The 14,313-nt window shown below is 63.8% G+C and carries 12 protein-coding genes; 6 read left to right on the plus strand and 6 right to left on the minus strand.

Going from position 1 to position 14,313, the window contains the following annotated elements; translation table 11 throughout:
- Positions 1 to 7 precede the first annotated feature (7 nt).
- The 6 genes from HV773_RS16800 to HV773_RS16825 all read left to right on the plus strand — a co-directional run bounded on the left by HV773_RS16800 (position 8) and on the right by HV773_RS16825 (position 8,470).
- Complete coding sequence (locus HV773_RS16800) at positions 8 to 2,242, plus strand: polysaccharide biosynthesis tyrosine autokinase (protein WP_377730223.1); 2,235 nt, start codon at positions 8 to 10, stop codon at positions 2,240 to 2,242.
- A 34-nt stretch (positions 2,243 to 2,276) separates the two neighbouring features.
- A complete protein-coding gene (locus HV773_RS16805; RefSeq protein ID WP_175195675.1) occupies positions 2,277 to 3,203 on the plus strand; it encodes a glycosyltransferase family 2 protein in 927 nt (308 codons plus the stop codon).
- Between the two features lie 75 nt (positions 3,204 to 3,278).
- Positions 3,279 to 4,460, plus strand: coding sequence for a glycosyltransferase (locus HV773_RS16810; protein WP_175195676.1), 1,182 nt, complete (start codon positions 3,279 to 3,281; stop codon positions 4,458 to 4,460).
- Between the two features lie 2 nt (positions 4,461 to 4,462).
- Positions 4,463 to 6,001 (plus strand): glucose-6-phosphate isomerase, encoded by a 1,539-nt coding sequence (locus tag HV773_RS16815; protein ID WP_377730176.1) that lies wholly within the window; start codon positions 4,463 to 4,465, stop codon positions 5,999 to 6,001.
- Positions 5,998 to 7,248, plus strand: coding sequence for a glycosyltransferase family 4 protein (locus HV773_RS16820; protein WP_175195678.1), 1,251 nt, complete (start codon positions 5,998 to 6,000; stop codon positions 7,246 to 7,248). The genes HV773_RS16815 and HV773_RS16820 overlap by 4 nt, the downstream gene beginning before the upstream one ends.
- Positions 7,249 to 7,297: 49 nt before the next feature.
- Positions 7,298 to 8,470, plus strand: a complete 1,173-nt coding sequence (locus HV773_RS16825; protein ID WP_175195680.1) for a glycosyltransferase family 4 protein — start codon at positions 7,298 to 7,300, stop codon at positions 8,468 to 8,470.
- 101 nt (positions 8,471 to 8,571) lie between these two features.
- On the opposite strand, the gene HV773_RS16830 is transcribed toward HV773_RS16825, so the two are convergent.
- The 6 genes from HV773_RS16830 to HV773_RS16855 form a co-directional block, all read right to left on the minus strand.
- Positions 8,572 to 9,885, minus strand: coding sequence for a hypothetical protein (locus HV773_RS16830; protein ID WP_175195682.1), 1,314 nt, complete (start codon positions 9,883 to 9,885; stop codon positions 8,572 to 8,574).
- A 33-nt stretch (positions 9,886 to 9,918) separates the two neighbouring features.
- Positions 9,919 to 10,548, minus strand: coding sequence for a hypothetical protein (locus HV773_RS16835; protein ID WP_175195684.1), 630 nt, complete (start codon positions 10,546 to 10,548; stop codon positions 9,919 to 9,921).
- A 277-nt stretch (positions 10,549 to 10,825) separates the two neighbouring features.
- On the minus strand, positions 10,826 to 11,782 hold the full coding sequence (locus HV773_RS16840; RefSeq protein ID WP_175195686.1) for an NAD-dependent epimerase/dehydratase family protein: 957 nt from the start codon (positions 11,780 to 11,782) through the stop codon (positions 10,826 to 10,828).
- Positions 11,769 to 12,812, minus strand: a complete 1,044-nt coding sequence (gene gmd, locus HV773_RS16845) for a GDP-mannose 4,6-dehydratase (protein ID WP_175195688.1) — start codon at positions 12,810 to 12,812, stop codon at positions 11,769 to 11,771. Before gmd ends, HV773_RS16840 begins: the two co-directional genes overlap by 14 nt.
- Positions 12,813 to 12,870: 58 nt before the next feature.
- A complete protein-coding gene (locus HV773_RS16850; RefSeq protein WP_175195690.1) occupies positions 12,871 to 13,968 on the minus strand; it encodes an acyltransferase family protein in 1,098 nt (365 codons plus the stop codon).
- A 59-nt stretch (positions 13,969 to 14,027) separates the two neighbouring features.
- Positions 14,028 to 14,309, minus strand: coding sequence for a hypothetical protein (locus tag HV773_RS16855; protein ID WP_175195692.1), 282 nt, complete (start codon positions 14,307 to 14,309; stop codon positions 14,028 to 14,030).
- Positions 14,310 to 14,313 lie beyond the last annotated feature (4 nt).

The raw sequence follows: 14,313 nt of genomic DNA on the forward strand, positions 1-14,313 counted from the left end.
GGATCGAATCGTGAGTACGCAACAAGTCATCAGTCAGCCGGCCCCGGCGGCCCGCACAGAGGAAGAGGACGTCGTCCTCGGTCAGTTGCTGCGCGTCATTTTCGACGACATCGGCTGGCTCGTCATGATCGCGGCAGTGGTAATTGGCGCTGCCGTGTTCTATTGCTTCGTGGCCAAGCCGGTTTATACGGCCGACACGCAGGTCCGCGTCGAGCAGCAGGACTACACGTCCCAGGCGCTCACGCAGACGCAGTCCGGCGCGAACGTCACGAGCGGCCAGCAGGGTAGCCTGCCGACCGACGCCGAAATCCAGATGATCCAGAGCCGCAGCGTGCTCGAGCCGGTCGTCAAGCAGTTCAAGCTGAACTTCTCGGCCGCGCCGGTCACGCTGCCGGTGATCGGCAGCCTCGCCGCGCGTCTCGCGACGCCGGGCGAGCCCGCGCATCCGTGGTTCGGCCTCAAGGACTACGCGTGGGGCGGCGAGGTGCTCAACATCGACTCGATTCAGGTGGCGCCCGAGCTCGAAAGCAAGAAGCTCACGCTGACCGCGCTCGACGACAACCGCTACGTGATTTCCGGGCCCGACGGCGGCCGCCTGCTCGAAGGCACGGTGGGCCAGCGCGTGCAGGGCGGCGGCGTCACGCTGCTCGTGAACGAACTGAAGGCGCGTCCGGGCGAGCGCTTCAAGGTCATGCGCCTGAACGATCTGGACGCCGTCGCGGCCTTCCAGAGCGCCGTCAAGGTGCAGGAGCAGGGCAAGCAGACGGGCGTGATCGACATCTCGCTCGAAGGCAAGGACCCGCAGGCTGCAGCCGATATCGCCAACGCGATTGCACAGTCGTATCTGCGCGAGCACGTGGCCAGCAAGCAAGCCGACGCAAGCAAGATGCTCGACTTCCTGCGCAGCGAGCAGCCGCGCCTGAAGGCTGATCTCGAGCGTGCCGAAGCCGCGCTCACCGCGTATCAGAGCAAGTCGGGCTCGATCAACGCCAGCGACGAAGCGAAGATCTACCTCGACGGCAGCGTGCAGTACGAACAGCAGATTTCCGCGCTGCAACTGCAGATCGCTTCGCTCCAGCAGCGCTTTGGCGACCAGCACCCGGTGCTGATCGCGGCGCGCCAGCAGCTCGCGCAACTGCAAGGCGAGCGCGCGAAGTACGACACCAAGTTCCGCGACCTGCCGGGCACCGAAGTGAAGGCCGTGCAGCTCCAGCGTGACGCGAAGGTGGCGGAAGACATCTACGTGCTGCTGCTCAACCGTATTCAGGAGCTTTCGGTGCAGCGCGTGGGCACGGGCGGCAACGTCCATATTGTCGACGTCGCGATGCGTCCGGGCGCGCCTGCGAAGCCGAAGAAGTTGCTCATCATTTCGGCTGCCACGATGCTCGGCCTTATTCTCGGCACCGGCTTCGTGCTGATGCGCCGGAACATGTTCAAGGGCATCGTCGATCCGGACCACATCGAGCGCACCTTCAATCTGCCCGTCTACGGCCTCGTGCCGCTCTCGGCGGAGCAGGCCGCACTCGAAAAACGCGCTCCGACGCGTGGCGGTACGCGTCTGCGTGAAGTGCTCGCGAACGCGTCGCCCAAGGACCTCACGGTCGAAAGTCTGCGCTCGCTGCGCACCTCGCTGCAGTTCAGCGTGGCGGACGCGCACAATCGCGTCGTTGTCCTGACCGGTTCGGTGCCGGGCGTGGGCAAGAGCTTTCTTACCGCGAACCTGGCCGTGCTGCTCGCTCACTCGGGCAAGCGCGTGCTGATGATCGACGGCGACATGCGCCGCGGCGCACTCGAGCGCTATTTGGGCGGCTCGCAGGCCAATGGTTTCTCGGAACTGCTCTCGGGCCAGATCTCGCTGGACGAAGCGGTTCGCGCGACCGAAGTGGACAACCTGCACTTCATCTCGTGCGGCCGCCGTCCGCCGAACCCGTCCGAGCTGCTGATGTCGCCGCGCCTGAACCAGTATCTCGAAGGGCTCGCGAAGCGCTACGACATCTTGCTGGTGGACACGCCGCCGGTGCTCGCCGTGACCGATGCCGCGATTCTGAGCAGCCATGCGGGATCGACGTTCCTCGTGCTGCGCTCGGGCATCCATACGGAAGCCGAGATTGCCGATACGCTCAAGCGTCTGCGCAATGCGGGCGTGCACGTGACCGGCGGGGTCTTCAACGGGGTGTCGGCGCGCGCGCACGGCAAGTACGCCTACGGCTACGATGCCGTGCAGGAATACCTGAGCGCCTGATGGTTTGCGCCTGATAACAATGGAGAAAAGCGCGATGAAAGTGACCGTGCTCGTGCCAACGTATCGGCGTCCTGAAGATCTGGCGCGCTGCCTCTCCGCGCTGCTGCGCCAGGAGCGCACGCCCGATGAGATCGTGGTGGTGGCGCGCGCGGACGACGAAGCCACGCACGCCTGCCTCGCGGAGCACGTGACGCCTCGCGTGCTCAACGTGGTGGTCGCGACCGTGGATGAGCCGGGGCAGGTGGCCGCGCTCAACTGCGGCATCGAAGCGGCGACGGGCGACGTGATCGCCATCACCGACGACGATGCCGCGCCGCACGCCGATTGGGTCGCGCGCATCGCCGCGCATTTCGAAGCCGATGAGACGCTGGGCGCGCTCGGCGGCCGCGACTGGGTGCATGAAGAAGGCCGCGTGCTCGACGGCGAGCGCGAACTCGTGGGGCGCGTGCAACCGACGGGCCGCATCGTCGGCAATCATCACCTGGGCGTGGGCGAAGCGCGCGAAGTCGATCTGCTCAAGGGCGCGAACATGAGCTACCGGCGCGCCGCGATTGGCGAGCTGCGCTTCGACCGCCGCTTGCGCGGCACCGGTGCGCAGACGCACAACGACATGGCGTTCAGCATGGGCGTGAAGCGCGCGGGCTGGAAGCTCGTGTACGACCCGCGCGTGGCTGTCGACCATTTTCCCGCGCCGAGGCCCGGCGAAGATCCGCGCAACGCGCAGACGCTCGCCTCGATCCGCAACGCCGCCTTCAATTTCCACCTGATCCTGCGCGGCAATCTCTCGCCGATGCATCGCGAGACCGCATGGTGGTGGTGGGCGCTGATTGGCACCCGGGTGTATCCGGGCCTGCTGCATACGGGTATCGGCGCATTGCGCGCCGGCTCGCCCGCGGTTGCGTTCGCGCGCTGGCGCGCGGTGCGCGGCGGCGCACGCGAGGCGCGCCGCGCAATCGCCTGAAGCATCTGAAGTACCGCTTGTGTAGTTTGGGGTGCTTCTGGCGCATTTTGTAATCGATTCAACGGAGGACCTCGAATGAGCGGTACGCAAGTCCACGTTCACCTCTTTTATGGCGCCGATCCGCGCCGTTACCGCAAGGGTGAGAACATTGGCTCCCTTTACGGCTATCACCACGCTGAGTCCGAGGAATTCGCGCTCAACTACGCCAAGGATGCGAGCGAAGGCGCGCCCGTGCGCCTCGTGCGCCGCGCGCTGAAGGCAGCGCTTGGCTTCGACTTCATTCACGCATGGCGCAATCGCCGTGCGATTCTCGATTCGGACGTGATCTGGACGCACACGGAACAAGAGCACCTGGCCGTGGCGATGGTGCTGCTCATGCACGCGAAGAAGGGCGGCGCGCGTCCGCTGCTGCTTGCGCAGAGCGTGTGGCTGCTCGACCGCTGGCCCGGCTACGGCGCGCTGCGCCGCGCGCTCTATCAGCGCTTGCTCAAGCGCGCGGACCTGCTGACCACGCTCGCGAGCGAGAACGCCGCGCTGTGCGGTGATTTTTTCGGCCGCAGCGCGCGTCACGTGCTGTATGGCCTGAACACCAAGGACTTTCCGCTGCGTCCGCCTTCGCACTGGAAGCCGAATACGCCTGTGCGCGTGGCCGGCATCGGCAACGATCGCGACCGCGACTGGACCACGCTGGTGGGCGCGCTCGGCAACGACGCGCGCTATCAGGTGCGCATCGCCACGCGCAGACGCATGCCGGCGTCGGTGCGCGCGTCTAACGTGGAGATCGTGAGCGTGTCCGGCATCCAGCAGCAGCACGCGCTGTATGAGTGGGCGGACATCATCGTCGTGCCGCTGCGGCCCAATACGCACGCGTCGGGCATCACCGTGATGCTCGAAGCGGCGGCGCTCGGCAAGCCGATGATCGTGACGAAGGTAGGCGCGCTCGAAGATTACTTCGACGAACAGGCCGCGTTCTACGTCGAGCCGTTCAACGCCGAGCAACTGCGCGAAGCCGTGAACGCGCTCGTCGACGATCCCAAACGCGCGCTCGCCCAGGCGCGCGAGGCCTGCGAGCAACTGTGCACGCGCGATCTCACGACCGAGAATTTCGCGCGCCAGCATGCGCAACTCACGCGCGAGATGCTGCGCGAGCGCGATCCGCGCGTGGCGCGGCCCGCGCATGCGGGTGCGCGCCCGGTGGGACAAACCGCGGGGCAAACCGCTGGGCAAGCGGCGAATCAGACTGCGGGCCGGGTGTAATCATGCGTATTCCGTCCGCTGCTCCCGCACCCGCACCGGCTCCGCGCCAGCCTGTCCCGCGCTTCAACGCGCCGGTCATGCCGGCGGCGCCCGCTGCGCCAGCGCCGCGCCAGCGTTCGGCGCTGCGCCGCGCGATGGGCCGCGACACGCTGCCCGTGATCGCGCTGTGGGCCTTCACCACGCTGCTGATTCTCGCGCACCAGGGCACGGTGCTCACGCTCGCGTTTCCGGTGCTCGCCATCGCCGTGGGCTTTTGGCTCTACTTCGTGAATCCGGTCCGCTATATCGGCTTCATGTGGTGGCTGTGGTTCCTGAGCCCCGAAGTGCGCCGCCTCGCCGACTTCGGCAAGGGCGGCTTCACGCCCACCAGCCTGATTCAGGTCGCGCCGCTCGCGGTCACGATGATCAGCGGGCTGTCGCTGCTGCGCTACTACCCGGTGCTCGCGCAGCGCCGTGGATTGCCGATCGTGCTCACGCTGCTCGGCATCGGCTATGCATTCGTGGTGGGCGTGGTCGCGAGCGGCCCGGCCGCCGCTGTCTATGACCTTGCGAACTGGATCTATCCGATCCTGATCGGCTTTCACATCATGGTGCTCACGCGTCAGTATCCCGAGACGCGCGACACCATTGTGAACACCTTCATCTACGGCATGCTCGTGATGGGCGCCTACGGCCTCATCCAGTTCTTCATCATGCCGCCGTGGGACGCCATGTGGATGATCGGCTCCGACATGAACTCGCAGGGCGATCCGGTGCCGCTCGGCGTGCGCGTGTTCAGCACGATGAATTCCTCGGGCCCGTTCGCCTTCGCGATGATGGGCGCGATGGTGCTCGTGATGGCCGCGAAGCATCGCGTGCGCTGGATTGCGGCGGCGTTCGGCTTCTTCTCGTTCGCGCTCTCGCTGGTGCGCTCGACCTGGGGCGGCTGGGCGATCGCGATGGTGATCCAGCTGGCGAAGTCGAGCAACAAGGTGCGCATCCGCATCATTGTGAGCGCGCTGGTGCTCGCGGGCGTGTGCGTGCCGCTGCTCACCTTCGGCCCGGTGGCCGACCGCATGCAGCAGCGTCTGGATTCGCTCGTGAACCTCAAGGACGACCAGAGCTACGCGGCGCGTAACCAGTTCTACGCCGACTTCGCGAAAAAGGCCTTCACCGATGTGACGGGCGAGGGTCTCGGCGCCACCGGCGCGTCGACCAAGCTTTCCAGCAATAACGGCCAGCTCGGCCAGTACGGCAGTTTCGACAGCGGCGTGATGAACATTCCGTTCGTGCTCGGCTGGCCCGGCACGCTGATGTACTTGTCCGGCGTGCTGTGGCTCATTGTGCGCGCGCTGCGCATCGCGCTGCGCATGCCTGACGACCGCTATGTGTGCGCGTGCCTGAGCCTCACGGTGTCGATCTTCGCCATGCTCGTGTTCACCAACTCGCTGGTCGGCACGGGCGGTCTGCTGCTGTTTTCGAGTGTGTTTTCCATTCTCAGCGCGGGACACTGGAGCAAGCTGACTCGCCTCCAGGCCCGCAACATGGAGGTCTCCGATTGAGAGTCGCAATCGTCACGCATGTGGTGCGCCACAACGACGGCCAGGGGCGCGTCAATCATGAAATCGCGCGCGCGGCCCTCGACGAAGGGTTCGAGGTCACGCTGGTGGCTTCGCATGTCGCGCCGGAACTGGCTGCGCATCCGAAAGTGAAGTGGGTGCCGGTGCAGCCTTCGCGCCTGTGGCCCACCAATCTGCTGCGCCAGCAGGTGTTCGCGCTCAAGAGCGCGCTGTGGCTGCGCCGCCATCGCCGCGAATACGACGTGCTGCATGTGAACGGCTTCATTACCTGGGCCCACGCCGACGTCAACACCGCGCACTTCGTGCACGGCGGCTGGGGGCGCAGCAAGTATTACCCATTCGGGCTCACGCGCGGCGTGTGGTCGGCGTACCAGTTCATCTATACGCGTGCGAATGCGGTGCTCGAGCGCTGGGCCTACCGGCGCTCGCGCGTGATCGCAGCCGTCTCGCGCAAGGTCGCCGACGAGATCGTCGCTTCGGGCGGCAATCCGGTCGAGCGGCTCGACGTGATCTACAACGGCGTGGACACGCGCGGCTTCGCCTCGGCCAGCGCCGACCGCGCGAAATTCGAGCTGCCGGAAGACAAGTTCTTCCTGCTGTTCGTGGGCGATCTGCGCACGCCGCGCAAGAACCTCGGCACCGTGCTACAGGCGCTCAAGCAACTCCCCGAGCGCGTGCATCTGGCGGTGGCGGGCTACCTGCCCGGCAGCCCGTACCCCGAGATGGCGCGCGAACTGGGCATTGCCTCGCGCGTGCATTTTCTCGGCCTCGTGCGCGAGATGCCGGTGCTGATGCGCAGCGTCGATGCCTATGTATTTCCTTCGCGCTACGAAGCAATGAGCCTCTCGCTGCTGGAGGCGATGGCGGCGGGCCTGCCCGTGGTCACCGCGCAGACGGCGGGCGGGGCCGAAATCATCACACCCGATTGCGGCATCGTGCTTGACGATCCGGACGACGCGCCGGCGCTCGCCAACGCGATCCTGCAACTCGCGGACGACACGCCGCGCCGTCTCGCGATGGGCGAGGCCGCCGCAAACCTCGCGGGCGAATTCGGCTGGGCGCGCATGGCCGCGCAATACATCGCGCTCTATCGCCAACTGGCGGGCGACGCGGGCGCGGTAGTGCGCAATGAGGTGCGCAGCGACATGCATAACGAAGCACGGGACTCACAGCGAGGCGCGGAACGCGGCTTCGCGGCGGCGCCGCTGCAGCGCGCCGAGAATCCCTGACGCCTTGATGCCCAACGCGGGCACGGCAAGGACACGATAAGGACACGAAATGACAAAACATTCCATCCAATCGCTACAGATCGGCATGCACTGGTTTCCGGAGCGTGCAGGCGGACTCGACCGCATGTATTACTCGCTCGTGGGGGCGCTGCCTGGCGCGGGCGTGCAGGTGCGCGGCGTGGTGGCCGGCTCCCCCAAGGTGGCCGAAGACAGCAACGGCGCGATCCAGGGCTTCGGGTCGGCTGCGCGTGCGCTGCCGTTTCGCTTGATGGACGCGCGCCGTGCGCTGCGTCGCGAGATTCGAAGCCATCGTCCCGATGTGATTTCTTCGCACTTCGCGCTGTATACCTTTCCGGGTCTCGATGTGACGCGCGGTATTCCGCAGGTCTCGCATTTTCAGGGACCCTGGGCCGATGAGAGCTTCGTTGAAGGCGCGGCCACGTTGAGCCAGCGTATCAAGCATTCGCTCGAACAATCGGTGTACGAACGATCGTCGCGGCTTATCGTGCTGTCGAAAGCGTTTGGTGACATTCTCACGAAGCGTTATGCGATTTCGCCGGACCGTGTGCGTATCGTGCCGGGGTGCGTGGATACCGCGCATTTCGATCCTGCTTGCACGCGCGCCGAGGCGCGTCTGCGTTTGCAGTTGCCGCAGAATCGTCCGATCGTGCTGGCGGTGCGCCGTCTCGTGCGACGTATGGGTCTGGAAGATTTGATCGATGCAATCAAAGTGGTGAAGCAGCGTCATCCCGATGTGCTGCTGCTGATTGCCGGGCGCGGGCGTCTGGAAGCTGAACTGCAACAGCGTATCGATGAAGCGGGGTTGACCGATAACGTCAGGCTGCTGGGTTTCGTGCCCGATGCGCAGTTGCCTTCGCTTTATCGTGCGGCCACGCTGAGCATCGTGCCTACGGTGGCGCTTGAAGGCTTTGGCTTGATCACCGTGGAGTCGCTTTCGGCTGGCACGCCGGTGCTGGTTACGCCGGTGGGCGGGTTGCCTGAAGCCGTGGCCGGGCTTTCGCAGGATCTCGTGCTGCCGGAAACGGGGGCGGCTGCGATTGCGGAGGGGATTGACGCCGCGTTCTCGGGGCGTATCAAGCTGCCCGATGAGGAGGCGTGCAAGACCTATGCGCGTGAGAACTTCGACAATGCTGTGATTGCGAAGCGTGTCGCCGATGTTTATGCGGAGGCGATTGCGGCTGCTAACAGCGGCGTGCACTGAGGCGTTGAAGCGCTGAAACGAAGCCGCCGCCCGGAAGGGCGGCGGTTACAGGTAGAGCAGGGAAGCCGGATAGGATGTTTCTCCAAATCGGGCGCGGCCGGTTAGCGCGGATCCGGCTCACCGCACTTCGGGCAATTCTTCCCCAGCTTCTTCCCGAACCATGTGTACTTTCCGCAAACGCAGGCCTTAGTGGTGGAAACCTTCATGGCCTCCGGCACTTCTTTTATGGCCTTGGAAAATGCGGCCCCGACCGTCAGCGGCGTCGCGGGCAGCGATTCGAGTAGCAGGTTGCGCGTGAGATAGTCGGCGACCGGATCGCTCTTCATGCTGTGAGGACACACCTTCGCCTCCGCCACGAAGACCCCCTTCTGGTCCAGGAAGCGGGCGAAGTTCTGAAGATGAATCGGCTGGGGCCGATAGTGCCCCGAGTTGTCATCGATATAGTGAACTTTGCCTTTGATGACCCGCCACATGCCAGCGCATCTGACCTTCTTTCCGCCCGTGAACGAAGAATGATGAAACTGCTGTGGCTTGTGAGCAGCCGTATAGACTTGCCGATCCTCGGCCCATACATACGCCATTTCCGCTGCCTGCTTTCCGAATGCCGCACTCGTATCCAATGCAACGGAATTGTCGAGGTTCGTCACCACGACGGTCTCGTTGATGAAGCTTACCGCCCCGACAAGGCAGTCGTAACTGACTTTGCGAACCCGGTTCTTGAACAGGTCTGAATAGTTGTCGTCGAGGCCGGGCGTTGCGGTGCATATCGGCTGTTTTTCCAGCCACATGAAAAACGGCATTTGCGTACCGCTTGCGCCCGAAAGCCACAAACACAGCGCCTCGGACATCGGGTTTCCGTCGATCGCCGATATCCCCCCCGCATTGACGTGAACCTCCGCGCCGCGGTGAAACGGATCCATCTTCTCCATCCGATTCGTGACGTTGAGCTTCAGAAACTCCGCGCTTTTCTCCTTCGCCGCCTTCTTGTTCAGGAATTCCAGGAAATTTGCCGGCGACGAGGCGGCGAGGTTGGAGCCAGTCCCCGCGTGAAATCGTTCCAGCTCCGCGAGATAGCGGCTCTTCTTCTCGCACCGCCGGTGAAGCGAGCCGATCCACACGCCTGCATCTTTCGATTGCGCGCCCTTCTCGCCACTCTTGGGCAAGGCGCCCGGGCGCAATGCCTTGGCTGGCGCCATGCCGTCGGTCTGCGCGCAGGCCACCGCGATCTGGCCCAGCAGTTCCCGCCGCCGCGGGATACTCCTCAAATCGGATTTGTCGCAGGCCTGATACTCGAGAACCAGTTTGCGTATGGTTACCCAGGTTTTCGGAAGGCTCGCCTCGCCGATGAGGGTTTCCAGCTTCTCGATCGCTTGGGGAGAATAGATGTCGCGCCAAGGATGACTATCGTTCGCCATGGTGTGCCTCGCCGTTCACCCACTTGCCGAAGATCAAATGCACCAGGTTTCAGGAACCTCTCCCACGTGCTCGGACATCACGACCGATGCTCCGCGGAACACCCGAGTCCCTGGCGAGATGAGTGACCTGATGTTCTTCCCGTAATCGCTCTTGGAGCCCGCCGAGGCCCCGAACAACGATGTGCCGACATAGAACTCGACGTTGCTGAGATACAGCACTGAAAACTGGCCGTTCGCCTTGGCTGCGTTGATCTTCTCGATCACCGTGCTAGAACTCAGATCTTCGTGGATGAGATTTATTCTCTGGAAGAGTCGCAAGCCCTTCATCACCTCGTCGGTGAGCAACTTCCTTTTCTCGAGGCCCTTGACCGAGACCTCACCGAATTTGTCCTCGATCCTCGTCTTGAAGTCTTCGACTGTCTCGCTTTTGACCGCCATCTTGCTCAGCTTCCTGATCTCGTACAGGTGGTCTTCATTCTTGTCGACCACGATCAGCTGATATTGGGTTTTCTGAAACCACTCGGTCGCGACGAGGTTGAGGACCAGGCTGTTGGCGATCGACAGCACATGGCCGCCCGGGCAGCCTTTCGACAATAGCGAGGGAAGGGTATCGTCAGTCCCCGAGTGGGCGAAATCCGTGGCGAAGAACTTCTGGAGCGTCATGGTTTTCCTCCAACGCATCCGACGGTACGGCATCAACCTGCCACATCGAACTAGTAGCGGAAGTTCGCTTTCATCACGCCGACCCGCACACGCTCAATGGCCTCGGCCGATTCGCTTTAGGGGCAACGGCTGGTTATTAGCTTAGCACCTCCTCGCTGCACTCGAACGGAATCTTGTAGCGCGCCTCGACGCGCTTTTTGAATGCCACGTCCAGGAAGCCGCGGCGCACATTCAGCACAAGAGTGTGCAAAAGTGTGGGAGGCTCCAGGGGCGGGAATCAGGCCGTATTCAGCCGCTTACGCGCTTCATCGAACATCCACCGCAACGTCCCCTCGATAGGCGTACGCGCCGCATCGCCCACAATCGAGCGCAGCTTCGCGTTCGATCCCACCAGATGACGCACCTCGTTCGCACGCACGAACCGCGGATCGACCTTGACTTCAATCTCGTAGCCCGCGATACGCGAAAGCATCGCAAGCACTTCGTCGAGCGTCCAGCCAGTACCCGAGCAGACATTGACGGTCTCGCCGCGAGGTGCCGCCGCAATGAGTTTCGCGTACGCATCCACCACGTCGCGCACATCGGAGAAGTCGCGGCTCACCTCGGTGTTGCCGAGCGAGATCGTCCGGTCGCCGCGCGCGTAATGCTCGACGATCTTCGGCAGTAGAAAGTCCGTGCTCTGGCCCACGCCCGTGTAATTGAACGGCCGGGCGATCACCAGCGGCAACTGCGCATTCCAGCGCTTCGCGACGTATTCCATCGCGAGCTTGCTCACGGCGTAGTCGTTCGAAGGCTGCGGCGGCACGGCCTCGTTGATGACGCCGGACGTGGCGTTGCCATAGATGTTCGCGCTGCTCGCGAGCAGCACGGCGCGCGGCACATGACGCTGGCGCGCGAGCACGTCGAGCAGATTGCGCGTGCCGACCACGTTGACGACATAGGTGCGCGCAACGTCGCCGTTGGCGACGTTCGCCACGGCCGCGAGATGCACGACCACGTCGGGCTGCACCGTTTCCACTGCATGCGCAAGCGCTTCGGGGTCGAGCAGGTCGGCGGGGAGCAGCGTGATGCCGCCCGCCACGTTGGCATCGTCGACGGCTTCGCCGGCGCGCGCGGTGCCCCAGATGCGGTAGCCATCCGCGGCCAGGCGCGCGGCCATGTAGCGGCCCGTGAAGCCGCCCACGCCCGTGATGAGCGCGCGTGGCGCGCGCAGTCGATCGTTAGAACGTGTCATGTCGCTCGTTGCGCGTGAGGTCGGCGGTGACCATCATCTGGCACAGTTGCTCAAGCGAGGTCTGCGGCTTCCAGCCGAGCTTGCTGTGCGCCTTGCTCGCGTCGCCGATCAGCAGATCGACTTCGGCGGGGCGGTAGAAGCGCGGGCTCACGCGCACCAGCGTGCGGCCCGTGGAGATGTCCACGGCGGTTTCGCGCTCGGCGCGGCCTTGCCATTCGAGCTGGAAGCCCGCTGCGGCAAACGCCATCGTCACGAAGTCGCGCACGGTTTCGGTGCGGCCCGTGGCGAGCACGTAGGTGTCGGGATCGTCGGCTTGCAGCATGCGCCACATGCCTTCCACGTATTCGGAGGCATAGCCCCAGTCGCGCTTGGCGTCCATGTTGCCCAGTTCGAGCACGTTCTGCTTGCCGAGCTTGATCTTCGCGACAGCGTCGGTGATCTTGCGCGTCACGAACTCGCGGCCGCGCAGCGGCGACTCGTGATTGAAGAGAATGCCGCTGGTCGCGAAGATGTCATAGGACTCGCGGTAGTTGACCGTGGACCAGTGCGCGAACAGCTTGGCGATGCCATACGGGCTGCGCGGGTAGAACGGGGTGTCCTCGCGCTGCGGCACGGCCTGCACCTTGCCGAACATTTCGGAGGTCGAAGCCTGGTAGAAGCGCATTTTCGGGTTGATCACGCGAATGCCTTCGAGCAGGTTCAGCGCGCCGATGCCGGTTACTTCGGCCGTGGTCACGGGCTGGTCGAACGACACGCCCACGAAGCTTTGTGCGGCGAGGTTGTAGACCTCGCTGGCCTGGGCGCGCTCGAGCAGGCGCAGCGTCGAACCCGCGTCGGTCAGATCGTGCTCGACGAGTTCGAGCGAGGGATGATCCGTGACGCCGAGTTCGTTCATGCGCCAGAAGTTGACCGAACTGGTGCGCCGGTAGGTGCCGACCACCTGATAGCCCTTGTCGAGCAGCAGTTTGGTCAGATACGCGCCGTCCTGGCCGGATACGCCGGTGATGATCGCTTTGCGTCGTTCGTTCATGTGTCAGTACCTTTGAAATAGCGAACGTGAATTCGGAACCTGTTTGTCTGATCGGGATTCAGGACTGCGAGGTAGGGGTGCTCACTTTGGCGCTCATGTCGTCATGGGTGCGGGTGCGAGCGGGCAGTCGCTGGCGGCTCGGGCCGCGCGTGAGACGTTTTTCGAAGAGAAACCAGCTGGCGCTCGCATAGGCGAGCGTGAGGGCGAGCGCGATCGCGGCGCTCACGGGGCGGCTGTAATGGAGCGGCCACACCGCGTAGAGAATCGTGAGGTGAATCAGGTAGATCGTGTAGCTGATGGTGCCGATGTAGACCAGCACCGGATTGCAGAGCAAGCGCTTGACGAAGCCCTTGGACTGCAGCGCGAACACCACCGTCGACGTGCACAGCACGAGCGAAACGCTGTAGAGCATGGCGTTCGAGAGCGGCGTGTTGGCGGCGCGAAAGCGCGGGTAATGCAGATGCAGCCACGCGAGCACGGCGAGCGCGGCAAAGAACAAGATGGCCGCCGGCACCTTGAAGGGCTCGAGCGCATTGCGGTCGCGCCGCACGAGCACGGCGAGCAGCGCGCCCATCGCGAGCAGGTCCATGCGGAACGGCGTGAGGTAGTAAATGGGCCAGAACGAATCGAACCACGGCGTCGCGATGGCGCGCAGCACCGGCACGATGAGCACGAGCGCGCCGGCCACCACGGCGAGCGTGCGCTGCGGCAGCAGCAGCACCACGAAGGGCCAGAAGATGTAGAACTGCTCTTCCACCGCGAGCGACCAGAGGATGTTGAGACTGTCGTGGCCGCTTTGGCCCAGCGCATCGCCGATATTGGTCGCGAAGAACGCGTACCACGGCCAGTAGTGGGCCCAGCCGAAACCGAACAGCAGCGACGAGACGATCATCAACAGGATGTACGGCGGCAGGATGCGGCGCACGCGGCGTGCGTAGAAGTAGCTGAAGTACGACTGGCCGCGCGCCTTGCGTTCGAGCAGGATGCCGGTGATGAGAAAGCCGCTCAGCACGAAGAACAGATCGACACCCATCCAGAGCGGCGCTTTGAGCGCGTGCTGCGCGAACACGGCGAGTACGGCGAAGGCGCGCAGGCCGTCGAGCTGGACGATACGGTGGGAATGCTGCGGGGTGCTGGCGAGGCTGTTTACGGTCATCGGCTATCCGGTTGTTTCAGGCATGCATAGTCCGGATCATTCTAAAAAGAATTAAATGGTCAAAAAGCCGAAATATATTGATGGGTATTTTTAAAATGAAAGCGATTTGATTGATCGAATATATTTCGCGCTATTGCGACAATGCCGCGTCGATGTGGCGACAATTTCATTGCAGCGGCATTGCCGTTTCCTTTCGGAAAACGGGACAAGATCACGCGAGGCCCGCCGCACGGGGCTTGGCGCGCGGTGCGGCGATTTATTTCGCATCCGCACAGGCGGGTCTGGTGAATGCTGAATTTTTTTGAATTATTTTCGCTTTTTGTGGAACGATTTTTCTTCATGAAT

The organism is Paraburkholderia caffeinitolerans (assembly GCF_902859945.1).
In the GTDB taxonomy this organism is placed as follows: domain Bacteria; phylum Pseudomonadota; class Gammaproteobacteria; order Burkholderiales; family Burkholderiaceae; genus Paraburkholderia; species Paraburkholderia caffeinitolerans.